This is a genomic window from Acinetobacter sp. MF4642 (assembly GCF_002018925.1).
Taxonomy (GTDB): Bacteria; Pseudomonadota; Gammaproteobacteria; order Pseudomonadales; family Moraxellaceae; genus Acinetobacter; species Acinetobacter johnsonii.
This window is the reverse complement of record NZ_MVON01000006.1, coordinates 128,102-153,659: the sequence shown is the minus strand read 5'-3', so window position 1 is coordinate 153,659 and position 25,558 is coordinate 128,102. Positions and strand designations below refer to the sequence as shown.

24 protein-coding genes, 1 tRNA gene and 1 pseudogene are annotated in these 25,558 nt (G+C 40.6%); 19 read left to right on the top strand and 7 right to left on the bottom strand.

The annotated features are described in order from the left end of the window. On the top strand, positions 1–275 hold a 275-nt coding region (locus tag MF4642_RS05560; RefSeq protein WP_153041790.1), incomplete at its 5' end, for an IS30 family transposase. Between the two features lie 203 nt (positions 276–478). On the opposite strand, the gene MF4642_RS05555 is transcribed toward MF4642_RS05560, so the two are convergent. Beyond that, a complete protein-coding gene (locus MF4642_RS05555; RefSeq protein WP_078425566.1) occupies positions 479–1,777 on the bottom strand; it encodes a dicarboxylate/amino acid:cation symporter in 1,299 nt (432 codons plus the stop codon). Positions 1,778–2,641: 864 nt separating this feature from the next. Here MF4642_RS05555 and MF4642_RS05545 point away from each other — a divergent pair. The 4 genes from MF4642_RS05545 to ahpC all read left to right on the top strand — a co-directional run bounded on the left by MF4642_RS05545 (position 2,642) and on the right by ahpC (position 6,134). Further along, positions 2,642–3,634 (top strand): DUF1852 domain-containing protein, encoded by a 993-nt coding sequence (locus MF4642_RS05545; RefSeq protein WP_078390304.1) that lies wholly within the window; start codon positions 2,642–2,644, stop codon positions 3,632–3,634. A gap of 37 nt (positions 3,635–3,671) precedes the next feature. After that, entirely contained in the window at positions 3,672–4,718 is a 1,047-nt protein-coding gene (locus MF4642_RS05540; protein WP_004691635.1) for a methionine synthase, read from the top strand. Positions 4,719–4,800: 82 nt separating this feature from the next. Next, positions 4,801–5,292, top strand: a complete 492-nt coding sequence (locus MF4642_RS05535) for a flavin reductase (protein ID WP_078425565.1) — start codon at positions 4,801–4,803, stop codon at positions 5,290–5,292. A gap of 278 nt (positions 5,293–5,570) precedes the next feature. Continuing rightward, complete coding sequence (gene ahpC, locus MF4642_RS05530; protein ID WP_005401564.1) at positions 5,571–6,134, top strand: alkyl hydroperoxide reductase subunit C; 564 nt, start codon at positions 5,571–5,573, stop codon at positions 6,132–6,134. Positions 6,135–6,230: 96 nt separating this feature from the next. Here ahpC and MF4642_RS05525 read toward each other — a convergent pair whose 3' ends face one another. Both MF4642_RS05525 and ycaC read right to left on the bottom strand, forming a co-directional pair. Further along, entirely contained in the window at positions 6,231–7,154 is a 924-nt protein-coding gene (locus MF4642_RS05525; RefSeq protein ID WP_078425564.1) for a LysR substrate-binding domain-containing protein, read from the bottom strand. 127 nt (positions 7,155–7,281) lie between these two features. Further along, positions 7,282–7,908 (bottom strand): isochorismate family cysteine hydrolase YcaC, encoded by a 627-nt coding sequence (ycaC, locus tag MF4642_RS05520; RefSeq protein WP_078425563.1) that lies wholly within the window; start codon positions 7,906–7,908, stop codon positions 7,282–7,284. A 332-nt stretch (positions 7,909–8,240) separates the two neighbouring features. Between ycaC and MF4642_RS05515 the strand changes: the two genes are divergently transcribed. The 3 genes from MF4642_RS05515 (at position 8,241) to MF4642_RS05505 (ending at position 11,669) form a co-directional block, all read left to right on the top strand. Further along, positions 8,241–9,122, top strand: a complete 882-nt coding sequence (locus MF4642_RS05515) for a pirin family protein (protein ID WP_078425562.1) — start codon at positions 8,241–8,243, stop codon at positions 9,120–9,122. 414 nt (positions 9,123–9,536) lie between these two features. After that, positions 9,537–10,835 carry an FAD-dependent oxidoreductase gene (locus tag MF4642_RS05510; protein WP_193791708.1) on the top strand — a complete coding sequence of 433 codons (1,299 nt, stop codon included), beginning with the start codon at positions 9,537–9,539 and terminating at the stop codon, positions 10,833–10,835. 3 nt (positions 10,836–10,838) lie between these two features. Continuing rightward, positions 10,839–11,669, top strand: a complete 831-nt coding sequence (locus tag MF4642_RS05505) for an SAM-dependent methyltransferase (RefSeq protein ID WP_078425561.1) — start codon at positions 10,839–10,841, stop codon at positions 11,667–11,669. Positions 11,670–11,736: 67 nt separating this feature from the next. Here the strand turns inward: MF4642_RS05505 and MF4642_RS05500 are convergent. Both MF4642_RS05500 and MF4642_RS05495 read right to left on the bottom strand, forming a co-directional pair. Then, positions 11,737–11,812: transfer RNA gene (locus MF4642_RS05500), tRNA-Thr, on the bottom strand. Between the two features lie 177 nt (positions 11,813–11,989). After that, complete coding sequence (locus MF4642_RS05495; RefSeq protein WP_004691623.1) at positions 11,990–12,217, bottom strand: hypothetical protein; 228 nt, start codon at positions 12,215–12,217, stop codon at positions 11,990–11,992. Between the two features lie 508 nt (positions 12,218–12,725). Here MF4642_RS05495 and MF4642_RS05490 point away from each other — a divergent pair. Continuing rightward, positions 12,726–13,442, top strand: a pseudogene (locus MF4642_RS05490) (tyrosine-type recombinase/integrase); the annotation flags it as partial. 195 nt (positions 13,443–13,637) lie between these two features. On the opposite strand, the gene MF4642_RS05485 reads toward MF4642_RS05490, so the two are convergent. Further along, positions 13,638–15,008: a hypothetical protein gene (locus MF4642_RS05485; RefSeq protein ID WP_078425560.1), complete on the bottom strand. Its 1,371-nt coding sequence runs from the start codon at positions 15,006–15,008 to the stop codon at positions 13,638–13,640. A 106-nt stretch (positions 15,009–15,114) separates the two neighbouring features. Between MF4642_RS05485 and MF4642_RS05480 the strand changes: the two genes are divergently transcribed. From MF4642_RS05480 to MF4642_RS05470, 3 genes are all read left to right on the top strand, one after another. Further along, positions 15,115–15,327 (top strand): helix-turn-helix transcriptional regulator, encoded by a 213-nt coding sequence (locus MF4642_RS05480; protein WP_078425559.1) that lies wholly within the window; start codon positions 15,115–15,117, stop codon positions 15,325–15,327. 231 nt (positions 15,328–15,558) lie between these two features. Next, on the top strand, positions 15,559–16,911 hold the full coding sequence (locus MF4642_RS05475) for an inovirus-type Gp2 protein (RefSeq protein ID WP_078425558.1): 1,353 nt from the start codon (positions 15,559–15,561) through the stop codon (positions 16,909–16,911). 1 nt (position 16,912) lies between these two features. Beyond that, positions 16,913–17,833 (top strand): hypothetical protein, encoded by a 921-nt coding sequence (locus MF4642_RS05470; protein WP_078425557.1) that lies wholly within the window; start codon positions 16,913–16,915, stop codon positions 17,831–17,833. Between the two features lie 42 nt (positions 17,834–17,875). On the opposite strand, the gene MF4642_RS05465 is transcribed toward MF4642_RS05470, so the two are convergent. Further along, positions 17,876–18,190, bottom strand: coding sequence for a hypothetical protein (locus MF4642_RS05465; RefSeq protein WP_078425556.1), 315 nt, complete (start codon positions 18,188–18,190; stop codon positions 17,876–17,878). Positions 18,191–18,359: 169 nt separating this feature from the next. Here MF4642_RS05465 and MF4642_RS05460 point away from each other — a divergent pair, with 169 nt between their 5' ends. The 7 genes from MF4642_RS05460 to MF4642_RS05430 all read left to right on the top strand — a co-directional run bounded on the left by MF4642_RS05460 (position 18,360) and on the right by MF4642_RS05430 (position 25,549). After that, complete coding sequence (locus tag MF4642_RS05460; RefSeq protein WP_078425555.1) at positions 18,360–18,686, top strand: hypothetical protein; 327 nt, start codon at positions 18,360–18,362, stop codon at positions 18,684–18,686. 54 nt (positions 18,687–18,740) lie between these two features. Beyond that, the gene (locus tag MF4642_RS05455) at positions 18,741–19,775 is read left to right on the top strand and encodes a DUF932 domain-containing protein (RefSeq protein ID WP_078425554.1); all 1,035 of its coding nucleotides are present in this window, start codon (positions 18,741–18,743) and stop codon (positions 19,773–19,775) included. A 149-nt stretch (positions 19,776–19,924) separates the two neighbouring features. After that, positions 19,925–20,965 (top strand): YqaJ viral recombinase family protein, encoded by a 1,041-nt coding sequence (locus MF4642_RS05450; RefSeq protein WP_078425553.1) that lies wholly within the window; start codon positions 19,925–19,927, stop codon positions 20,963–20,965. Between the two features lie 210 nt (positions 20,966–21,175). Beyond that, positions 21,176–22,072 (top strand): hydrolase or metal-binding protein, encoded by an 897-nt coding sequence (locus MF4642_RS05445; protein WP_078425552.1) that lies wholly within the window; start codon positions 21,176–21,178, stop codon positions 22,070–22,072. Between the two features lie 79 nt (positions 22,073–22,151). Next, positions 22,152–22,379: a helix-turn-helix transcriptional regulator gene (locus tag MF4642_RS05440; RefSeq protein ID WP_078425551.1), complete on the top strand. Its 228-nt coding sequence runs from the start codon at positions 22,152–22,154 to the stop codon at positions 22,377–22,379. Positions 22,380–22,678: 299 nt separating this feature from the next. Next, positions 22,679–22,873, top strand: coding sequence for a methylation-associated defense system helix-turn-helix domain-containing protein MAD1 (mads1, locus tag MF4642_RS05435; protein ID WP_078425550.1), 195 nt, complete (start codon positions 22,679–22,681; stop codon positions 22,871–22,873). Between the two features lie 6 nt (positions 22,874–22,879). Next, complete coding sequence (locus tag MF4642_RS05430; RefSeq protein ID WP_078425549.1) at positions 22,880–25,549, top strand: DUF499 domain-containing protein; 2,670 nt, start codon at positions 22,880–22,882, stop codon at positions 25,547–25,549. Positions 25,550–25,558: the final 9 nt, after the last annotated feature.

Genomic DNA, 25,558 nt, shown 5'->3' with positions numbered 1-25,558 from the left:
AAATACTCGAAGAAGATTTAGGCATAGATGTATATTTCTGTGACCCACATTCCCCCTGGCAAAACGGCACATGCGAAAATATGAATGGTTTAATTAGGCAATATTTACCTAAAGGGATTGATTTAAATCAGGCAGATCAGCATTATTTAAATCAAGTTGCCATGTCACTGAATACTCGTCCTAGAAAGGCGTTAGATTGGCTTACACCATTAGAGAAATTTGCTCAGCTTGTTGATTATCATAAGGCTTTTGAAACTGTCGCACCTCATGTTTGAATTCGCCTAGACTTCTTGCGTTAGTCAAATTTTAAGCAGTCGAAAGCTATATTTTGTGAGGTTTTAGCCAATTCAAAAATTAGATAAAACTATACTTTCGCAAGAGGTCTATTTAAATAATAAATAAGGTGATTTTATGAATATTAAATAAAGGACTTTACTTACTATTTAAAAATCACCTTTTATTTTATCTATAAATAATTCTAAGTGTTATCGGCTAATTGGTTTGCGGGAGAAATGTTGTTCACCATAATACCTTCTTGCTCGGTACTCTCATCTTTATTGCCCTCAGTACGTGCAATCACGGCAGTTGCAATACTATTTCCAATCACATTGGTTGCCGTACGGCCCATATCTAAAAACTGATCAATCGCTAAAATTAATAGAATACCGGCTTCAGGAAGTTGGAACATAGCCAGAGTGGAGGCAATCACCACAATAGATGCTCGTGAAACACCTGCAATCCCTTTACTCGTAATCATGAGGGTAAAGAGTATGAGTGCTTGCTGGGAAAAACTTAAATCAATGTTGTAGGCTTGTGCAATAAATAACACGGCAAATGCCATATACATCATCGAGCCATCGAGGTTGAAAGAATAACCTAAAGGGAGAACGAAACTGGTAATGCGTTTAGGCACACCGAATTTATCCAAAGCTTCCATGGTTTTTGGATAAGCCGATTCACTACTTGCGGTCGCAAATGCCAACATGGTGGGTTCACGCACGATTCGCATCAATCTAAAAATATCTTTTTTCAAGAAGATATAGCCGAATGCAATCAGGAGAGTCCAAAGCACCAAGAGTCCCACATAGAACTGTCCAATGAGAATACTATAATCGATAATCAGCTTAGGGCCTTGGATGGTAATCGCGGAAGCAATGGCTGCAAAAACGGCGATAGGGGCAAATGCCATGACATAATCTGTAATTCGGAACATGACCTTACAGAGTTCATCAATTATTTTACCAATGACGGTCACTTCACTTTGATGTTGCACATAGGCCAGTGCAGAACCAAAGAAAATGGAGAAAACCAAAATCTGTAATATCTCATTATTGGCCATGGCTTCAGCAAAACTACGCGGGAAAATATGCGTAATGAAGCTTTCTAAGCTCAGACTTGTCGCACTGACACCGATATCAACCGCTGTTTGAGGAACGGTGAGATTCATTCCAGCGCCGGGCTGGAATAAAATGGCTAAGCCCATGCCCAGTAAAAGTGAAATAAATGATGCACCAATGAACCAACTCATGGCTTTTAAGGTAATTGATCCCAGAGATGAGGATTTTCCCATCGAGAGCAGACCAGAAACGATTGTTGCAAACACTAAGGGTGCAATAATCATTTTAATTAATCTTAAGAATACATCGGTCACAATTTTAAAATAGGCTGCAAGTTCTGTGGTTTGTGCAGTCGTTAAAGTGCTATGAAAAGCCCAACCAATCAGTATTCCTGAGATCATGGCAATCAGAATATATTTCAGTAGTTTCTTCTGCTTCATACTTATCGTTCCTTCTTTAATCTTCTTTTCATCAACTTTTGGCCTGATGTAGCAAGGCATTGATGACATTCCATGTTGATCAATTTATAGAGGCATTGCTTTAGGTATTGAGTGCTAAATCATCGATTGGGGATTTAACTGTGGCAAGTGTTACTTTTTTTAAAAAAACGACAATGCAATTTTTAATTCAGTTATGCAAAAAATGCATTAGATGATTCTTTAGTTTTATTTGATATAGGTGAGCTGTTTTTAATATAACGACCGAATGTTTGTTTTTTTAATTCTGATTGGTGATAGGAAAGATATTAAATTTCTTGATTCTGTGAGGAAGAGCCAAGGTCTGAAAGCGAAGCCAAAGTTAATCAATACAAGAACTCAAGACCAAGCTTTCGCTCATCATTTTCCCTGCGGACAAAACCATTGAATTGCCCGTTTTATCTAATATTTTAATCATCAGATCATGACTTTAAGTTGCTGATATAAATAGATAATTAAAATAGAGAGTTAGCGTGCTGATGGCGTTGATTTAGCAATATCATGACTTTTCACAGCTCACGCACAAGGGCTTGATGTTTTCATTCTTTCCTTTCGTACATCCACAAAAAATTATCCACGCACAATTCATTGTTAAAGCGACAGAATTTCTAAACATGAATTTAGTTCACTTTGGTGTGAGATTAAATCATTTTTATTCATGTGATCATTCAGGTATAAATTAAACCACGCTCTTAACGATAGATCATATTCATCGTTGCTTCTTAGCCTGATGTTTAGAAAAAGCTGAAAAGGCTGGTAAGACGATTCGCTAGAAAGAGCATGAAAGAAATTCAGTTTTATCGCAGAAATATAGGGTAACAGATCGCCATGAGTACAGAGTTTGCATGTTCAATTAAACGCATACGTTTTGATGAAAACTATCAACCAGCAGATAACACACGTCTAACGACGAATTTTGCTAACTTGGCGCGTGGTGAAAGCCGTGAGCAGAATCTACGTAATACACTTCGTATGATCAATAATCGTTTCAATGCCTTAGCACAAACAGATAACCCGAATGGTGATCGTTATTCGCTTGAAATCGATATTATTTCTGCAAATTTAGACATTGAAGGGAATGGTCAAACTTTCCCAATTATTGAAATGCTGAAAAGCACGATTAATGATCACCACACCCATCAACGTATTGAAGGCATGATTGGCAATAGCTTCTCATCTTATGTACGTGATTACGATTTTAGCGTGGTGCTGAAAGAACATAATAAAGAGAATTCGACGTCGTATGCACCTGAAGGTTTTGGTGATCTACATGGCAAACTGTATCAATACTTGGTGAACTCAGAGACTTTTAAAGCAGAGTTTAATCAACAGCCTGTGATTTGTTTGAGTGTTTCAACAGCGAAGAAGTATCACCGTACTGCCAATGAGCATCCTGTTTTAGGCGTTGAGTATAAACAAGATGAATATTCACGTACCGATGAGTATTTCCATAAAATGGGCTTACAGGTTCGCTTCTTTATGCCAAAAGGGAGCGCTGCACCTTTAGCATTCTATTTTGCGGGTGATTTACTGCGGGACTACACCGATCTTGAGTTGATTAGTGCGATTAGCACCATGGAAACCTTCCAAAAGATTTATCGCCCTGAAATTTACAATGCAAATTCATCAGCGTCCCAAGTCTATCAAGCCAGCCTAGAGTATCCAGATTACTCTTTGACACAAATTGTCTATGACCGTGTTGAACGTGGTCAGCTCGCGGTTAAGCAAGGTAAATGGACGGAAGAGAACTTTATTAAGCCTTATCAAGACATCCTTGAACAATGGGCTGCGAATTACACCGTAAACAGCAACGCTGCTTAATTTACCTGAAATAGAACATAGAGATAGAAGATTTAAAATGGCCATTTTATTACCAACATCAACTGCGGGCAGTTTACCGAAACCTTCTTGGCTTGCCGAGCCTGAGAAACTTTGGTCACCTTGGAAACTCGAAGGTGAGGCATTACTCGAAGCGAAACAAGATGCTTTACGTTTGTCATTACAAGAACAACTACATGCAGGCATTGATATCGTTAGTGATGGCGAACAAACCCGCCAACATTTTGTTACGACGTTTATTGAACATCTGGATGGCGTTGATTTTGAGAAACGCGAAACGGTTCGTATCCGTAATCGTTATGATGCGAGTGTACCTTCAGTGGTAGGTGCAGTAAGCCGTCAAAAACCAGTATTTGTAGAAGATGCGAAGTTTTTACGTAGCCAAACAAATCAGCCGATTAAGTGGGCGCTTCCTGGTCCAATGACTATGATTGATACGCTGTATGATGGTCACTATAAAAGCCGTGAAAAACTGGCTTGGGAATTTGCTAAGATCCTGAATCAAGAAGCACGTGAGTTAGAAGCTGCGGGTGTGGATATTATCCAGTTCGATGAACCTGCCTTTAATGTGTTCTTTGATGAAGTGAATGATTGGGGTGTTGCAACCCTTGAGCGAGCACTTGAAGGTCTGAAATGTGAAACTGCGGTTCATATTTGCTATGGCTATGGTATCAAAGCCAATACCGATTGGAAAAAGACCTTGGGTTCAGAGTGGCGTCAATACGAAGAAGCATTCCCTAAACTGCAACAATCTAAAGTTGATATCATCTCACTTGAATGTCAAAACTCGCGTGTACCAATGGATCTGATTGAACTGATTCGCGGTAAAAAAGTCATGGTGGGTGCGATTGATGTCGCAACCAACACCGTTGAAACACCTGAAGAAGTTGCGAATACACTACGTAAAGCACTTCAGTTTGTCGATGCAGATAAACTCTATCCTTCGACCAACTGTGGCATGGCACCTTTAGCACGTGAAGTGGCACGTGGTAAGCTGAATGCGTTAAGCGCAGGTGCAGAAATTATTCGTAAAGAACTTTCGGCTTCATACGCAGCAAGCGCTTGATGTGAAGGGGCTACCTGTTTGATAAAATGGGTAGCTTTTATCTGAGTCAAAGCATGTGTCCGTTCTACTGAGGAATAAAATGATGATTGAAGCAACAGACTTTAGAGATGCAATGTCTTTGTTAACCAGTGCAGTGAGTGTCGTAACTACGGCAGGCATGGCTGATCGTCATGGATTCACAGCATCTGCCGTATGCAGTGTGACGGATACACCACCGACATTATTGGTCTGTATGAATAAAGCATCGCGTTCACACGCACATTTTGTCGATAATAAAATCCTCACTGTGAATGTATTGGGCGCACAACATCAGCATATTTCGAATGTCTTTGCATCTAAAATGACGTCTGAAGAGCGTTTTAAACATGGTGTTTGGACAGAGCTAGAAACGGGCGCGCCTGTTTTAAAGGATGCTTTGGTCAATTTTGACTGTGAAATTGATGACATTCAAGAAGTGGGAACACATACGGTTTTTATGTGCCGTATTGTCGCGATTCAACAAAGCCAACATGAGCAAAGTTTGGTTTATTTTAATCGTGCTTATCATCAGGTGGGGCAGACCGAAATGGCTTAAATTCACTTTTTATTGAACATCAAAGCTTTGAAAGGCCCTTCCAAATCATAGATTTTCCACTGCTTGACTCTAGATTTGACTGTATTGAGCTCATTTAAAAAGTCGAAAGGTTTTCATTTAGGTCACAAGATGGTGAAAATCGGGCAACAGTGTCGGGAAATAATAAATCTAAAAATCCGATAAAAATAATAAAAACTTACTGTTTTACCAATTTTTGGTTTGTGCGTATTCTTGCTTCATCACTTAAGCACTCTCACAAATCTTTTGAGGACGAATACATGAGTTTAATCAATACTGAAGTTAAGGCGTTTAATGCAACAGCTTACCAAAATGGTGAATTCATTGAGTTGTCTGAGCAAAACTTGAAAGGTAAATGGTCTGTCGTATTTTTCTATCCTGCTGATTTCACCTTTGTGTGTCCAACAGAATTGGGCGACTTAGCCGATCACTATGCTGAATTTCAAAAACTCGGTGTGGAAATTTACGGTGTATCGACCGATACCCACTTTACCCATAAAGCATGGCACGACACGTCAGATGTGATTGGTAAAATTCAGTATCCATTGATTGGCGATCCAACTTGGACTTTGTCTAAAAACTTTGACGTGCTGATTGAAACAGAAGGTCTCGCAGACCGTGGTACTTTTGTGATTGATCCTGAAGGTAAAATCCAAATTATTGAAATTAATGCTGGCGGTATTGGTCGTGATGCATCTGAACTATTACGCAAAGTGAAAGCAGCACAATATGTGCATGCGCACCCAGGCGAAGTATGTCCTGCAAAATGGAAAGAAGGTGAAGCAACGCTTGCGCCGTCAATCGACTTGGTTGGTAAAATCTAAGCTGACCTCGATAGTTGCATCGTGCTGAGTCATGAGCATGATACCTGTAAAAAATCAGCCCAAGTGGCTGATTTTTTATGTGGGTTCTTTTCGGTTCTAGAGATGGTAACCCTTGCTGGTACTGGCAAAGTCTCTTAAACCCTGAATCAAATGCTCAATCAGCTTTTCCATGACCAAACGTTGTCCTTTACGTGAAGCATAGACCAACTGTACGGTTCCAATATTGGAACACCAGTCAGGCAAAATGTGAATCAGGCGACCTGAAGCAATATCTGCCTCTACCGTTAAGTAAGGCAGGTTGGCAATGCCGAGTCCATCCAGAGCAGAGTAATACACGCCTGCGACATCATTACTTTTGACCCGTGGTTCTAAAGGAATCACGATCTGTTCATCACTCTGGGTATGATGCAATAACCATTGATAATCGGATTTTTGCACTCCCAGTGCGAGTGTTGGAAAATCATTCAGCTCGGTGGCAAATTGAATTTCACGGCCCTGTAGCAGATCAGGACTGGCCACTAAACAATGCGTGGTTTTGACCACATCACGGACCATAATACTCGAGTCTTCGTTGGCACTAAAATTGGTCCGAATGGCAAGATCAATGTCATCATGCAAGACATCGACACGACGGCTGGTCAGCTCCATTTCCACTTGGACTTTGGGATATTGTTTTAAAAAATGATTGAGTAAACTTTGCACTTGATAGCGCATCATCACAGAAGGGCAGCTGATCTTGATTAAACCTTGCGGTTCACTTTTCTGTTTCAGTAAAACATTGTGTGCACTTTCGACTTGCTGAATGATTTGACGACATTCTTCAAACAGCTCTTGTCCCAAGGGGGTGACTTTAAAATGTCGTGTTGAACGCTGAATCAGGGTCACGTTGTACTTGGCTTCAAGGTCTAAAATACGGCGACTAAGCTTAGACTTGGTGATGTTCGAGGCATCGCTTGCAGCACTGAAACCGCCGTGCTTGACCACAAGATAAAAATAATAATAGTCGTCAAATGAATGCATGATGGGTTCAAGCCTGTATTGATTTGTGACCGAAGGCAGTCTGTGATGGATGATCTGATACTGTATCATTGCTAACGATTGCACACGACAAAAAAGCGATCCGAGGATCGCTTTTACTGAGGGTTGATTATTTCTGCGCTGTATTTTTGCTATAGCTTTGAATCAAGTTTTTATAGTCTGGAATATGCGCTGCAAAGAGTGAACCGAGGCCTTCAATATCATTACGCCAGTCGCGGTGTAATTCACACGCTGCACCAAACCATGACATTAGCTGCGCGCCTGCCTGAGACATGCGATCCCATGCTGCATCACGGGTGATGGGGTTAAAGGTTCCCGATGCATCGGTAATCACAAAGACGTCAAACTCTTCCTCAAGCGCTGACAGTGCAGGGAAGGCCAAACAGACTTCAGTCACTACACCCGCAATAATCAATTGTTTTTTACCTGTGGCTTTCACGGCTTGAACAAAGTCTTCATTGTCCCATGCATTGATTTGCTCTGGACGTGCAATATAAGGTGCATCGGGGAACATTTCGACCAATTCAGGGACCAAAGGACCGTTTGGACCATCTTCAAAACTGGTGGTCAGAATGGTGGGAAGATTAAAATATTTCGCGGCAGCAGCCAGTGCCAGCACATTGTTTTTAAATTTGTCTGGGTCAATGTCACGGACCAGTGAAAGTAGACCCGCTTGGTGGTCAACCAAAAGAACCGCTGCATTATCTTTGTCTAAACGAATATAAGGTTTCGCCATTTTTCTGTCCTCGTTGTGATTATCAGTCGAGTCTCAAGGCAGTCAGTCAGAAGGTTACGGCCTTGAGCTTGAACACCATCATAGGTAGGAAAATGAGACAATAAAATAAGCCAAACGAGATGCTTAATCTTAAAAATAGGAAAATTTGAGCAAAAATATGCCATAAAAACAAAAAATGGCTTTGTTTTTAAATTGGTTTTTATGTAGGTGAGATGATTTTAACGAGATTGTCCTATCTGTGTGATTGTGTGTACTAGCGCAGTGCTATAAGAGGGCTGAGGAAAGGGGTAGTATAGATTGCATATTCATCCTATCGATATAGGAGTTCCAAGATGAAAAAAGTAATTGGTGTTTATCGTAATCAAGACATGCATTGGGTGGGTGATGGTTTTCCTGTCAAAAACCTCTTTTCATATGACCGCTTAGGACAAGCGATTAGTCCGTTTCTACTTTTGGACTATGCAGCACCTTACAAATTTGATCCAACCACATCGCAACGTGGTGTGGGTTCACACCCGCATCGTGGCTTTGAAACGGTTACCATCGCCTATAGCGGTGAAGTGACGCACAAAGACTCTAGCGGCGGCGGTGGTACCATCAATACTGGCCATGTACAGTGGATGACTGCGGGTTCAGGTGTGGTACATGAAGAGTTTCATTCTCCTGCCTTTACTGAGCATGGTGGTTTGTTTGAAATGGTGCAACTTTGGGTGAATTTGCCAGCCAAAGACAAAATGACCACACCGCGTTATCAAGCCTTGACCGTGGCGGATATCCCGCGCATCGAAATGGATGACAATGCTGGACATCTACGTGTGATTGCGGGTGAGTTTGGTGGTCATCATGGCCCTGCTCAAACGTATAGTCCCGTCAATGTTTGGGATGGTGAATTAAAAGCAGAGTATGAAACTTTTATCCATGTGCCCGTCACGCATAACACGATTGTGGTGGTACTCAGTGGTGAAGTGCTGATTAATGGCACGCAAAAAGTGGTGGATAGTTCCATTGTGATGTTTGCTCAAGATGGCGAAGCTGCAATTCAACTACAAGCGCTGCAAGACACTAAGTTCTTGGTGTTGACTGGTGAACCACTAAATGAGCCAATTCAAGGTTATGGTCCATTTGTGATGAATAGCAAAGCGGAAATTGTGCAAGCTTTTGACGATTTTAATCGTGGCAAGTTTGGTGAAATCCCCGTTGCTGTGGTGGACTAAAATCTTGTCGCTAAAAAGAAGAAATCCCTACTCGGTCAAGGGTAGGGATTTTTTAGGCGCTGTAGTCTTCTTGTTTTGCATAGTTGGTCATGAATTATTATGTGATGTAATTATCGTTTTTATGCGGGGCGAATATTAGCGCTTTTTCGCTGGTTTGTAAAACGGAAGTTATAAAAATAGTTAATTTATATACTTTGTTTTTAAAGGGTTTATATTTTTATTTAAAATAAAATGTATAAAAAACCTGTGTTTATTTAAGTGACTTTTTAGTGTAATAAAATGTAATTTAAGCAAATATCGTTCTACTGGTACGGCACATGAAAAAATGTGATTCTGGTATTTTTTAATAGCCCTATTTTTTCGACATTGGGTCATAATTTCAGTCAATATAAGTCAGACTGACGGATCATAATTTTGGATATTGCAGTTATTGGTAGCGGCATGGCCGGTCTTGCTACCGCAAGAATTCTAAAGGATGCTGGGCATAATATTACTATTTTCGAAGCACTGACTGGGCGAGGGATGGATAGCCACAGTACAGAGTTTGAAGGTGGATTGATTGATGCTCCGTTACGTGTCATGAACCCACACTTATGGAAAAATACCTTAAGTCTTGCGACTTATTTAGGCATTAAAACGTATCCAGTACGCACCTACATGGCGTGTAGTTGGTTGTTTGAAGACCGTACAGAAACATGGTTAACCACTACGCGTAGCCGCATTGGCAATTTCCCAATTATTAATAACCGTAAGGGCCTGCAGCAGTATGGATGGCGCTTGGTTAAAGGTATGTTGCAGCTTAAAACCGCGATTGCTAAATTCTTCAAATCTAAAGATCAAGACATTACCTTGGCTGAATTTATCAACCAGCATGATATTGAAGAAGTATTTTGGCATGGCGCAGTCATGCCTGTGCTCTACACCATCTGTACCTGTAATCCAAAAACCATCGGCGAATGGCCAGCGAAACCGCTGTTGATCTTTTTACGCCAGTTGACGGATGGTGATGCTTTATTGCGTATACAAGGGGGAACACCTGCCTTGGTCGATAAATTGATTGAAAACATCAATATCCAAAGCGGATCTGCTATTAGCAAAGTCACTGAACAAGGTGACAAAGTTTTGGTTGAAAATAATAAGGGCGAACAGCAATTGTTTGACCGTGTGGTGGTGGCAACGCCAACCACAAAAATTGAAGAGTTTTTAGATCCTGTTCAGTTTGCAGATGATATTGCGCTGTTAAAACAGTTCCGTTTTGAGCAAGGTCAACTAGTGATCCATACTGATCCTTCAGTGATGCCACCTAAGCGTAAAGACTGGTCGGTGCTGAGCTATATGATGGACCGTAAGTTTACCCGTCAACAGTTCACGGTTTGGCTCAATTCAGTCGAACCAAGTCTGGTTGGTAAAAATGCCGTGTTCCAAACGTGGCAGCCTGTGACCGAGATTGATCCGAAAAAAGTGATTTCAACTGTAACTTTGACCCGTGCGGTGGTGGACTCGCAAACTGTGGCTTTGAATAAAGAGTTACAACAACGCCATAAGAGTACTAACCGAAAAGTCTTCTTCTGTGGTTCATGGTCGTGCGATGGTCTGCCTATTTTAGAGTCTGCCGTCACTTCAGCAATGCATATTGCAGAAATTTTCGGTGCACCATTGCCGTTTGTTGGATTAAAACCTAAAGTTGAGGTTGCCCCACAACTCGGCTACTAAAGCATGAAATGGCTCCAAACCTTACAGCGACATCTGCCCAAACATAAATATGCAATTGATGCAAAACAATTGGGAGATCAAGCTGTATTGGCTTGGAGCAATCTTGGCTATTGGGATGATGCAAGGTCATCCTATCCTGAGGCTTGCCAAACACTGGCCATACATCTTGCTAATCGATTACAGCTAAAATCAAATGACCGTGTTTTAGACTTGGGTTGTGGGCAGGGCGCGAGTCTATTGCTGTGGCAGCAGCATTATCATGTTCAGCAACTTTGTGCGGTAGAGTTACAAGCAGAATGTGTTCAGCGTATACAACACACTTTAAATTCAAAGATACACATCATTCAAACGTCATTTTTAAATTTAAATTCAAATCTATTTTCAGCACCTTTTAATGTGGTGTTTTGCCTCGATGCCGCTTATCACAGTGATTTAAATTCATTTCTGAGATCAACCCATTCTGTTTTAAATTCAAAAGGGCGCATCGGTTTTCACTATCTGATGTTGAGTGATGCATTTTTGAATTTAAATCGTTTTGAGAAGCTTCAACTGAAAATGCTGTTAAAGGCAGCCGATGTTCATTTGGAACATCTTCAGTTAGAGACGAATTTGAAGCATTCGATAGAAGCGCAAGGCTATCAGCAGGTTGCTATTGAAGATTTATCAGATGCAGTTTTGGCTGGTTTTTCTCGTTATTATCATGTGCATTTAGCACAGCAGGTCGCTCAAAATTTGGATCATTTCAAAATTAAAATGACCGCTAAGCTCTGCCAAAAGTTATTTGAACAGGGCATTGTGCGCTATGTTCAAATTACGGCAATGAAAGACATTTAAAATGAAATAAAAAACCAAAGGGCTAGAAACAACAAAACCTCACTAAAAAGCGAGGCTAAGTATAAAATGGTGCCGGCACACGGATTCGAACTGTGGACCTACTGATTACAAGTCAGTTGCTCTACCAACTGAGCTATGCCGGCAACGTGGTGAGAATAATAGCGGATTTTCTTGAAAACGCAAGCCAAAAAGTGAGCGATTGAAATGCACATGATTTTTTGTGCAAACTTCACCCACCAAAGGGTGGGTGAAAGCTAAGAATAAAATTCGGGGGCTGTGATGAAACTATTTTTAAATAGGGTTAAATGAAAACATGGAACTTATTTGCTCCTTAAAATTTGATCGAGGTCTTGGGCACATTCTTCCAACGTAAAAGCCATGTCGAGTTGCATTTGAGGTTTGAGTTCATTGGCCAGCGTTCTCCATTGTTCAATCAGACGAATTGCTTTTTGAATTTTATGTTTGTTGACATCCTTTGCAAGGGTTGGGGTATAACCGCCTCGTTTAGCGTTTTTAATTTGTTTGACATAATTGGTGCTGTTATTCATTCTGACTCCCGAATAGCAGTTTTATTGGTCAATTTAGTGTTTCGCTAGTTATATACCGCAAATGAATTGTGCTTCATAAACATTGCATCTAGATGATCATTGATGATTTATTTTAACCTCCCTTAGAAATTGTTTTAGCTCAAGTTTGAATCAGGTTCAAGCGTTTATTTTTGAATAAATATTTCACTTTGTGGTGCAAATTATCCTATTGGCTGAAGAGTCATTTTTATGAAGCAGACTTTGTGCCAAGTCTAAATAAGAATGTTCAGCATAAAAAAAGACCTTAATCTTTCGATTAAGGTCTTTAAAATTTTGGCGAAAGAGGGATTCATATTTTTAATATAGATTATTGTAAATATTGAATTAAAAATAATATTATTTTTATTAGTCCCCCAATCGTCCCCCTGCTTCAAAATATTGAGCGATAATCTTCTTCAACGGATCACAATCAATTAACTGATTTTGATGCATTGTTAAAGATTGAGTAAGTAAATGAGTTATAGCATCAACAGATTCAGCTAGACGGATAGGTAGTAAGGCTTCGCAAGTTTATCACTATGCGATTGCATTGGGCTTGTGTCAATTTAAGGTAGCTGATCAGATCAGTGGGATTTTAAAAATAGGAAAGGTGCAACATCGATCAGCTATTACTGATACAGAAATTTTAGGCCAATTATTGAAGCATATAGACCAAAACTTTGGGCGTGGTGAAATTGTGATTGATTATGCGGTTAAAATTTTACCGCATGTTTTTGTCCGTCCAGGTGAGTTACGAGCTGCAAAATGGTCTGATATTGATTTTGAAAACAGGTTATGGAAATATACGCCACCCAAAACAAAAAACCAAACAGCACTGGAGCATATCGTTCCTTTATCGGATCAGGTGTTTTCGTTTTTTAAAGAGCTGTATGCAATTACAGGGCAGACTAAATATTGTTTTACTTCGATGCGTAATTCGAAAACTGTCATTAGTGATTCGACAATTAATAAGCGTCTTAAGCAATATGGGTTTGAAAATGGTGAAACGACAGGTCATGGTTTTCGTGCAACTGCACGAACATTGCTTGATGAAGTATTAAAATTTCCAATCGAGCGTATAGAGCAGCAGCTTGCTCACCAAGTCCGAGATATGCATGGACGAGCGTATAACCGTACGCGATATCTTGATGAGCGCAAGGTGATGATGCAAGCTTGGTCGGATTATCTAGACTCACTGAAGGTATAAATATTCTGAGAATATTTAGCTTTTATAGAATTAGAATTCTATCTACTTTTACTATTGATTGTTAGCTTTGCTCACAATAATTGGTAGCCTGTAAAAAAATAAAGCCGTCCATATTCTTTAGAAGTCAGCAGGTCATTTTAATCATCAACTTGCTGAATTGGTGTATCCACACGGTCTGTTAAGATGTCTGCAGCCTTAGAGGTTTATGACTTTTGATAATTTTTTGGAAAGTAGTTCCAGTGTATCGGGCACAGTGCTTTTTAAGCTATCTTTGCTGATTTTATGCGTATGAGGGGCTCCATTATTTGTACACAAAATGCTTTCAATTTTGCCTGAGATAGCATTCTGAGTCGCTATACTCATTTGGATATCTTCAAAACTACTGAGTAAATCATACAACTTATCCATATGCTGAGTTAAATCATAATCATCATTTCGATTGATACATTCAGCCAAATCATGAGCTATTGCTAAATCAAAAGTTGCTTTTTCTACATCGGGAATTTCTACATTCGACTGTTCTAATAATATTTTCGAATAATTGATACCTTGGAATTTGGTTGGGTTACCTTTCAGAATTTTACTTTTGAAAACTTGTTCATAGAAAATTAGGCTGATCAGTGCCGATAAAACAGTATCAGCCCTTTTTAGTGTAGAGGATGCATTCACCACAATATCCAGTTGACTACGAGTTTGGTGAATTTTTTGGAATCGTACTTCGTTGATAGGAATTGCTGCATTCAAACCATTTCTAAGTCGATCTACTTTTCGTGCAATCATATGATGTAAGAAATCATTGATGATGGAAGGCAAATTGTTAATATCCTCATCTAAGTGAATATTTAAATTGAGATATTCTGGGGAAGTCGTTTCGAAGTCATAGGAGGAGGCATCGATAAACGATTTGTTATATGTAGGCAATGGTGAGTTGTATTTAAATAACCGAGAGAGTACCGATCCGCATTCTTCTGGAGTAGGCTGTTTGGTAATATTGGAGTTTTTTACTTTGCTATTATTAAATTTATGGTAGTCAATGAAAATCATAAAATAATCTAAAAAAAGCTGTTCAATCGTCCAATGTGGGAAAAGGTTAGGCAGATATAAGTTATTGTTTTTTAAATGGGTTCGAAGAGTTTCAGATAGGTAGGTATCATTTGAAATTCTTTCGTATTCTTTGATCTGATCCCAGAAAAAAGCATAAGATTGGTCAAAAAGTTTTAATATTTCATAGTGTTGCAACAAGTCATTGACTAGGTATTCGTCTGCTAAAGATAGTTCATGGGTTTGACAATACCCTACGACATGATCGAGTAATCGCCGATCTAAAAGAATGGTTTCAACATTTTTTTGAATTGCAGTAGCTGATAGGGTGGTCTTTTCTTGATATTTTGCAATGAGCTGGTCTTTTAAATTTATCTCTATTTGAATGATTACATGTTCGAGATATACATATAAATCTGGAAAAGTTGCCTGAAATTCTTTGTTCTGCACCGCTTGCTGAATAAGTTTTTGCATAACAGGGTGAGCGATTCTGAAAATTTCATGATCGAAGACTGGTTTACTCATATAAATACCTTAACGATTCGGAAACTTGTTTTTCTGAAGTTTCTCGCGATTCTACTGCACATTTACATCAGAAGACATCAACACATGTTTTAAATCGGAGTAAGTAATGCAATCCACAGAAACTAAAAAACCCCAGATCCTTCGCTTTAAGGAAGTACGTGAGTTATGCGGGATAGGGAGAACAACCCTGTATGACAAAATGAATCCAAAATCCAAACGTTATGATGTTACTTTCCCGCGACCTATAAAGCTAAGTTTGTCCGCTATAGGCTGGTTTGAGCAGGACATCGTTGATTGGCTCAATTCGAAAAAAAGTTGATGCCATCAGCGCGATAACTTAACACACCCCAAATCAATCTATATCTCGATTGCACCGTAAACCCTGAGTTTCAAAACGATGGGTTTGTGGTGTGATCTGCATTCGGCTATTTGTGGAACTTATATGATTAATATATTAATTATTAGTCTTAAGTAATTAAATTATATAAATATTTAGTAAATTTAGTATGCACAAGCTTGAATGTAATGAATTACTGATGAGCCTATTATCATGAACCAAATACCCTATGTTATGAACAATAATCAGAAACCAGTTTTATCCAATGAATACTTAACACATGTACCAGAACCATTTCTGAATCAGCAAACAGAAATAAATGAAACTGACCCATCAGATCAGTCAGTTCAAATGACAGTCACAACAGAAGAGCAATTTCTATTACTCAATTCTATGTATGACGGATGCTTAAATGCAGCAGATGATCAGCATACAGGCTCATTAGTGTTAGATTATTTAACGGAATACAATGAGGAATTTGATCATTATGTCATTCGGTCTAACCCTGAAGCTGAGAAAATATTTGCTCGGATAGAGGCAGTTAAAAGAATTGTTGAACAGCATTTGGTGCAGGCGTATCACGAATCACAACCAAACAGTTTATTTGGAATGGCTGGGATTAAGTATGCAGTTGGAGATAAGAAATTAGTTCAATTACTAAAAAAGGTGATTGAACAAGGCTGTGAGCCATTAGAAAAATATGATTGTGAACATAGCAAAATTATCGTAAAGGCTTTTAATGAAACGCTCAATCAATTTGATAAAGGTGATTTATGTTCACATTTCAACTTTCCTAATGACCAAATCATTGGAGTAAACTTGAACGGAACGCAGATATTCATCATTTTTGCTAAATTGATGAATCAATTTGTTGAACGTATATATCAGCTTACTCAAGAGCAAGAATTTAAGTATCAACAAAAGAAGCGCATGGATCGTTCGCGATATCAGCAAAAAGTCGCTACAGATTGTGTAGATGCAATACTGGCTGAACATTCCAGAATCGTGGTTGTACGTGTTGATTTTCGTTATGGTAAAACACAAGATCCAAGCCTTAGCCAAGTCAAAGAAGATTTAATAACATGCCTTCGGTATATAAAGCGTACTAAGAGTTTGCATGTATTAGGGTATACGTGGAAACTGGAATTTGCTGAGCATACAGGCTATCACTACCACTGCTTTTTCTATTTGGATGGTCGTGAGCATTCACAGGATATTAAGTTAGCACAACAAATCGGTGAGATTTGGAAAAAAGTGGTTGGCAGTGAAGGTGCTTACCATAATTGCAATCTCGATGCCCATAATGGCAAATATCCAGAGATTGGTATTGGTACAGTACAGCGTAATGATTTGGATAAATATCGCATTTTGATTGAAGTTATTCGATACATCACGAAACGTGATCAGTTTATTGTACATAAACGGATTCTAGAGGATGAGGAAAAAGAGCGAGGGCTTACTGATAAAAAGACTTATTTTGTCCGTGTATTTGGTACGAGTATTAATAAGAAAGTTGTCAAAAAAAAGAGTAAACCTACCGTAAATACTAAGCAGGAGGGGGCGTAAAATGACGCATTATGCTGCAATTCCTCAAGCCCAAGCTTTACAACAGATACAATTTTTTCCGTTTATATTGGATACTCAAGCACATTATTTTTTAAGTCAAAGTGTAAGAAATGCCAGTCGAATTGAAAATGGAAAGCTTTTGGTACGGGACAAACGTGCGCCAAAATGTCTAGATCAAGACTATCGAGCATTCTTAAATTTCCTGCCATGGCTGAATCATCAGCGTATACCATTACATGGGTTTCAATTGAATCCGTATTGGGAGGCCATGATAGATACAGTAGGTTTTTCTCATTACGGTAATTTAAATTATAGTTTGGCAAATGCTGAAGGTATTCATGATAATTTTAAATTTAAGTTTGTTAAACGACGAATTGCGCTGGAAAATTCTACATTTATAGCACCTATTACAGAGCAAATAAAAATTCAAAAAGCAGTATTTAAACGCTGTCTGGACAAGCATAAGCAATTGAATTGCTTGTTCTTGGAATTACCGTGTATTTTTACTAATCCATTGCAATTCCATGATGAAGTTAAATTGCCGAAGATTACTCGTAAATGGCTGGAACGTTTGCATCAATCAGAGCGATTAGCTGGAAAGTTGTATGATGTGCAATGGCGTATTGTAAAGTCATTGAATGGTATTTACGCGATCCATGCAATGATTTACGTCATCGGTGATGAAGCACAATATTCTGATTTTATTTTACAAGAATGGAAAGGAACGTGTTTAGCAGAGGGGTATGAGCCTATAAAAGGGTCGCCATATCAAGTTTTGGAAAAATATTGTTACTTTGCGGATAGTGATATACGCAGCTTTTGGCGTTCACAGATTGAGCTTTTGAATGAACCATTCAAAATTTATCGGTATGTAAGTGAACATATTTCATATTTATGGCAAACCTATATAGGTAATATTTAAATAATTTTGGCCGAGATTCTTAGTGCATCTCGGCCAAATCTTTTATAGTAAATTGATATCAAAGCCTGAATTATGAGCACATTCAGCAAATTTCTTCAAGTAGGACTCAATGTTTGTGCCTTTTTCAAGAATGATTGCAAAATATTCATTTAATGAAATATGTGATGCATTTTCTGTCGTTATTGGTTGATCGGTTCTTAAGTGGAAAGAATGTAAATGATCGCGACCATGATAAATTGCACTGATGAATTGTAATTGTACAGCAGGTGCAAAAAGGTTTAGAAAATAAGTTATCTCTTGTGGAGACTGAGGTAGGGCTTGGAGATAATGATTGATTGCAATAGATAAATTTGCCATATCAAGTTTTTTCGTTGAAATAATATTTCAATTATACATAAAACCAAATAAAAACAAATACATATTACCAGAGTGAGAAGCATGCACATGATCTCATTAGCTGCATGCATAGCCTGAATGTACGTTTAGCCTGTTCCCCAACAGGCTTTTTTATTTAAAGGAGCAGTCTATGTCTCTACTGCGATGCCCTTACTGTCAATCCAATGACATCAGTGTAATTGAATCACCACGACATTTACCCAGTACCCAAACATCTAGCTCACCAACGGTATCCATGATGTCTCCGGCAGCTTTGGCTGCTTTAGGTGTCAGTTTATCGAAGAGCCTGAATATTCCACCGATTGCCGGAGCACTGGCAGGTATAGTGATCGGCGGCTTGTGGATGTTACTGGTGGATGATGAACCGCAATCACAACCTAGGCCACACATTGTTTATCGAAGTGAATGTTACTGCAACGACTGTGATCGTAGCTTTAGCCCGAACATGCGCAATTAATCTACTGCAACACCCATTACCCCAATACATTAAAATTCTTATAGGAAATTAACCATGGCACATCAACTTGAACAAATGGCCTATGTCGGCGATACCCCTTGGCATGGTCTAGGCAACCAACTCATGCAAAACCAGCCAATTGAAGTATGGGCACAACAGGCTGGTATGGACTGGCGTATTGAATCCTCTGATGTCAGTTACATGGCACAAAATGAACGTGGGCAAAGCATCATTCTGCCTTATGAAGAACAACGGGTACTGTATCGTTCTGATACCCATGCACCTTTATCCGTGGTCAGCCAACGTTATCAGGAAGTCCAGCCGAAAGAGATTCTGGAATTTTATCGGGATCTTACCGAACAATCCGGCTTTGAGCTGGAAACCGCAGGTGTATTGAAGGGAGGGAAGAAGTTCTGGGCATTGGCACGTACCGGACAAACTACCGCATTGAAAGGCAAGGATGTCAGCAATGGCTACATTCTTCTTGCCACCGCCTGCGATGGAACACTCGCTACCACGGCACAATTCACTTCGATCCGTGTGGTGTGTAATAACACCTTAGCGATTGCACTGAAAGGACAGAACAGCAGTGCAGGTCTGGTCAAAGTTCCGCACAGTACCAAGTTTGATGCTGAAAAAGTCAAACAGCAACTGGGTATCTCAGTACGTGCCTGGGATGAACATATGTATGAAATGAAACAGCTCAGCCAACGTAAAGTCACCCAAGGTGAAGCCGCAGCATTCTTTGATGCCGTATTTAACAATACCAGCATGTCGGTACAAGATCAGGAAGAAAATATTATCCAGTTTTACCGTAATGTGGCCAGTCAAAATCAAGCCAGCAACAAAACCGAACCGAATGGACGAGCCATGAGCAAAGTCATGGATATGTTCAATGGTCAGGGACGGGGTGCAGAACTGTCTTCAGCCAAAGGCACCGCTTATGGTTTGCTCTGTGCCATTACCGAGTTTGTCGATCATGAACGTCGTGCCATGAGTCAAGATCATCGTCTGGATTCTGCATGGTTTGGGGCAGGGGCAGGTCTCAAGCAACGTGGACTCGAACAAGTTTTACGGATGTTGGCCTAATAGCGACTGAGCTATTACTTAGCCTAAGCAGGCTCATCGCATTACTTAAACGCTCAACCTTACAAATGACTTAACTTATTCATTCAAAAGCTGTGTCTACGGACACGGTTTTTTTTATGCCCAAAATTCAACAATGACAGGAAATCGCTATGAACACAGCCGTAATTCAACCAAACAACGCCACACTGAATATCCACACCAATCGCCCAAAGCTCTTCACCGCAAAACGTTTCGTGGAAACTAAAAATATGACTCAAGCCGAATGGCTAGAAATACGACGTAAGGGCATTGGCAGCAGTGATTGTGCTGCTGCTTGTGGTCTAAACCCTTATATGTCGATGTTGGAACTGTGGATGATCAAGACAGGACGGATTCAACAAAACATTGAAGAGGATAGTGAAGGTCATGCACCGCTGTACTGGGGAAAGCGGCTAGAGCCACTCGTTGCGGAATACTACAGCATGCATACCAACTACAAAGTCCGTCGGGTCAATGCCGTATTACAGCACACTGATCCAGACAAGCATTTTATGTTAGCCAACTTGGATTACTCAGTTGTTGGAGATGCCGATGTACAAATTCTGGAATGCAAAACCGCTGGGGAATATGGGGCCAAGCTGTGGCGAGATGGTGTGCCTTTATATGTCTTGTGTCAGGTGCAACATCAATTGGCGGTGACAGGCAAGAAAGCCGCACATATCTGTGTCTTACTCTGTGGACATGAAACCCGTATTTTTAAAGTTACGCGTTCTGAAGCTGTGATTCAGCATATCGTCAATGCCGAGCGTTACTTCTGGGAGTGTGTGGAAAACGATACCCCACCTGAAGCGGATGCCAGTGAATCGGCAGCCAAAGCTTTACAACTGCTGTATCCAGAACATGTCCCACTGAGTACCACAGATTTATCTGAAGATGAGCAAGCCAATCAACAGTTTGAACAGCTAATCCAAGTACGCAATCAAGTTGAAAAGTATCAACAGCAATTTGACCTACTGAAACACCAATTGCAAGGCCAGATGCAAGAGGCTGAGCGTGCCACTTTTAAAACAGGTTCAGTGACATGGAAGAAGTCTAAGGATTCGGTCAGTCTGGACAGCAAAGCCTTATTGAAATTGCATCCAGAGTTGCTTGAACAGTTTCCCATGACCAGAGCAGGGACACGGCGTTTTCAGATCTACAGCAATAGCTAAGCTGATAGGGGAGATTACCCAGACTTAGCCTAAGTAATACAGCACTTGCTTTAGCTCTCCACCAATAAAACTCAAATGCCATGCCATCACACACATATCACAACAGATCCCATGCCCGATAACGGCGTGGGATTTTTTATGGGCAAAGCAGAAGTTGAAAGAAACATACCACATCGTACCAAATAGAAAGATTTATAAGAGGAATACCCCATGATTAAAGGTTTAGCCATTACTCCACCAGTCTTAGGACGTATTAGTATTGGCCGTGTCATTGAAAAGAACGGCAAAAGATTGCCGGAAAAAGATGACCAGTTCACCATCACCAGTCAGATCCAAAGCAAAGATGGCTGGGTGAAACATCCGCTGGATGAACAGTTACGCCAGCAGACAGCCAACCAGAAACTGCGCAGTATTCCCGTGCGTATGATTTTTAACGATCCCGAGCTGAATTTACGAGCGGAGTACACCTTGTTTGACCGTCAGACGGGAAGACCAATCTGTGTCGGTAACGGCCAGAGCTGTCAGCGCAGTACCTCACAAGGCGTAGAGCAGCATCCATGTCCATCGCCAGATTTATGTCCTTTGGCTCAAGGCGGAGCATGTAAACCGTTTGGGCGTTTGCATGTCAATCTGGATGAGTCGGATGAACTTGGCAGCTTTATCTTCCGAACCACAGGCTTTAACAGTATTCGGACGCTAGCAGCACGCCTGGCTTACTACCATGCCGCATCTGGAGGATTGTTGTCTTGTCTGCCATTGCAACTGACCTTACGTGGAAAAAGCACCACACAGAGTTATCGCACCCCAGTGTATTACGTCGATCTGACTTTGCGTGATGGAGTGAACTTGCAGGATGCAATCCACTCGGCTCGGCAGATGGATGAGCAGAGCAAAGCCGCCGGATTCTATCAGGAAGCACTAGATTTCATTGCCCGAAAAGGCTTTGAGAATGCCAGATTTGAAGTGAACAATGAGGAGGCTATGGATGTGTTGGAGGCGTTTTACATTGATGAATCCAAACAGCAGCCACATGAAGAAAGTCATGACGTAACGCATGTACAGGAAATTCAGAAAGGTTTGCAGCAGAGCGTAAGGGCGGTGAATTGAGTTGGATTAAGTAAATCCTTACTGGATTGCCGTATTTCGTGAGCGAATTGCTCTTCATTATGAGATAGGAGGAAACATCATGAATGCGATCACAGGTCAGACTTTTCAGATGAACCAAATTATTAGTATTAAAGAAGTCATTGAATTTACGAGTATTAGTCGAGCTAAGATTTATGAAATGATCAATGAGAAATCAAAATACTATGATCCTACATTTCCTCGGCCTATACGTTTAAGTGAATCACGTATTGGTTGGTCAGCTTGGGAAGTCAATCAATGGATTGAAGCCAAGTTAGCGAGCCGATAAACAGGGGAGCCAAGGCTCCCTTATTTTTTTTGCTTTCGCTAGCAGAGCCGCTATTTTGAATTTGAGAATACATTTAGCTATTAATACTAAATAACTCCTTCAAGCACGTATTGTTTTCTATTAATTTATTAGGTTGAGGACAGGGGAGAGTATTTAGTTTTGTGATTATTTTCTTACCTGAATAAATATCCTTACTTTCTTTATAAGTGTTTGATTTTTAGATTTTTGATTGAAAAATATTGTACATTATTGTACTATTGCGACAGTTTGAAACCATGTTGCTAATACGGACGATAAACATGATTGAGCAAATAATGACTGTTAAGGATGTCGCAACGTACCTCAAGCTCAACGAGCGTACTGTGTATCGTATGGCCTTATCAGCAAAGATCCCAGCATTCAAATTGGGAGCTTCATGGCGCTTCAAGAAAGAAGAAATAGATAATTGGATAGCGCAGCAACACAATCAAATATCAAGTAATAAAGAGAGTTAACCAATCATGCTAGGGTTAAAATTACGTGAAGAATTTTCTGGTCATCGTATTAAAGGGACGATGATCGAAATGCATAATCGGAATGGCACGGGTGCACTGGATAAGTCTGCAAGTGAATTCCTGAAAATTACTTATCCTTCGATTGACATGCTTAAGACAATTGAGGCTGTACAGGCAGGTCGTGCAGAGCCTGTCGTTATTATTGGTGCACGCGGCCAGGGTAAATCGCATCTCATGGCTGCACTTTCACACATGCACCAGGATCAGGATGCAACGGTAAATTGGTTAAATGATTGGGCTGCGCGGTTAAATAACCCAGCTATTGCAAGTCTAAAGTTACAGTACGGTATGCATGTCATTACCGAAAGCCTTCACCTTCAACGTTACAAACATGTTTGGGATGTGCTTTTCAAGCAACACCCACATGGTGAGATTATCAAAGCTAAATGGGAGGTGCACGGTACTGAGGTGCCAGGCTACGAATTGATGCTTGAAATGGCTGAGAATAAGCCTTTCATTTTAATTCTCGATGAGTTTCAGACTTGGTTTGAAGGATTAACAAATTCCAGTCAACACAAGCGTAAGACCTGGGCATTTAACTTCATTCAAATTCTTTCAGAAATTTCAGAAAAGCACCCTGAGCTTCTAACACTTGTGGTGTCGGTACGCGAAGGAAACTCTGATGCGGCACAACAGTTGTTTCGTGTTAATCCGGTACGGATTGACTTCAAAGGACCGGAAGCCAAGCGTGACAGACAGCGTCTTTTACTCTATCGAATTTTCGAAAACAGGATGAATATTCCAGAGTCCGATATCGCAGTACTGATTCAAACCCATGTGGACGAATTTTTACGTCTGAGTCACATTTCGGGCTCTGAGCATGAGAAGCATCGACGGCAGTTTATAGAAGCTTGGCCCTATTCACCGCGTCTTCTCCAGTTGCTGGATGATCAAGTCTTGATTGCAACTGAGACGCAAGAAACAAGGGACCTTTTACGTATTTTGGTAGACGTATTTAAAGCATCTGGTGATGACACTGCAATCCTTACTCCAGCGCATTTCAGCTTAACTAGCGAAAAATCAGGTGTTACTTCGTTACTGGATTCTGTTGCAAGCCAGTTGCATCGGGATTTGCGTGAGAATGCGCTCCGTAACCTTGAGGCTGTAAAAAATGGCGTGCCTGCTGCTCAGGTACCACACCTTGAGGCTATCCTGTCAGCGTTATGGCTTCGCTCGATGTCATTAGAGAACCATGCCGGCGCTGAGCCATCAGAATTACAGTTGGATATCACTGAGCGAAAAGCGATAGATGACAACTTGTTTGCAGCAGAGCTTGCCATTATTGAAGATAATAGCTTTAACATTCACCGCCAGGCTAACCGACTAGTATTCAAGAATGAAGTGAATCCGCAGGCTAAGCTATTGGCTCACGCCAAGAATGACAAGCTCTTCCAGAACGACCAGGATGTAGAACATCTTGCAAAAGAAATTCGTTATGCTTTGGTAGGTGATGGTAACCAGTCGAATATTTATCGAACTATCGTATTAAAGAAACAATGGCAAACTGCACCTTGGTCTGATGTTGAAGAGAAAGACCGCCCTCAATATTGGGATAACCGTATTCCAGTGGTTGTAATGCCCAAGGCTTCGCTTGATAACAAAGAGTTGGGTGAATGGCTGAAAACTCATGTTACAAAGGCACGAAACACAGTACGTTTTCTACTGCCACGGGTAGGTACTGCTGACATCTTCTATGATAAGTCATTGCTCATATTGGCCAGAGCAGTCTATTTAGCAAGCGATTGGAAAAATTCCGAGCGTGAATACGTGCAGTTACACCTCAAATATCAAAAAGAACTACGTGAACAGTTGCAGTCCCGCTTTGATCGTTTTGCTGTGTTAGTGGTATGGAATTTCGCCGATCCGGCACAATGTGAATTTGAGATCTCGCAACACGGTGCTGAAGGGCTGCAGATCCTTGAAAAGCTGGATGAGAAAATCCGTAATGAGCTGTTCATTCCAGAGGAATTTGATAGCATGCTGCTTAATGCTGCTACAAACAGCCGTAGTGTGGCAGACCTTATCGAACAATTGAAAGAACCTGCCTCTAAAGGGGCCGAAAGCATTCCATGGCTAGGTGAAACAGCTATTAAAGAGCGCATCGGCCGAGCCTGTGCCGAAGGCAAGATCGCTATCAATGCTAAGGGTAGCCTTTATGAGAAAAAGCCGTCAGAAAGCGTAGAAGACGCTTGGTATAGAGTGCGTGGCAAGCTAGGTAGCGGCAAAGATCTAGAAGAAACTACCTTACATTTGCCAGGAGGATCTGTCGGTTCGGGTGGCTCTGTTCCAGTGCAGCCTGTACCAGAAGAATTGGGAGATTTAACCGGAGGTGGTAATGAGCCCCTACCGGGCAATGGTGGTCCAATGCCTTCAAATACCCCAAACCCTAGTTCACTTTTCGGTAGTTCAGCTGGTTCTGTTGCCCACCACAGCGCTCAGAACACTTCTACTCTGAGTCTACTCGGCAAGCTTGAGCAGTGGGGTATTAATAAATTTAGTAAGGTCAAAGAAGTTAAATTATCCACTTCACAGCTCACTGGAGCACAGTTAGAGCATCTACTGAAGAATCTACCAGATGGGGTTACCTACTCTCTGGATTTGGATAAAGAACAATAAGTAATAGGC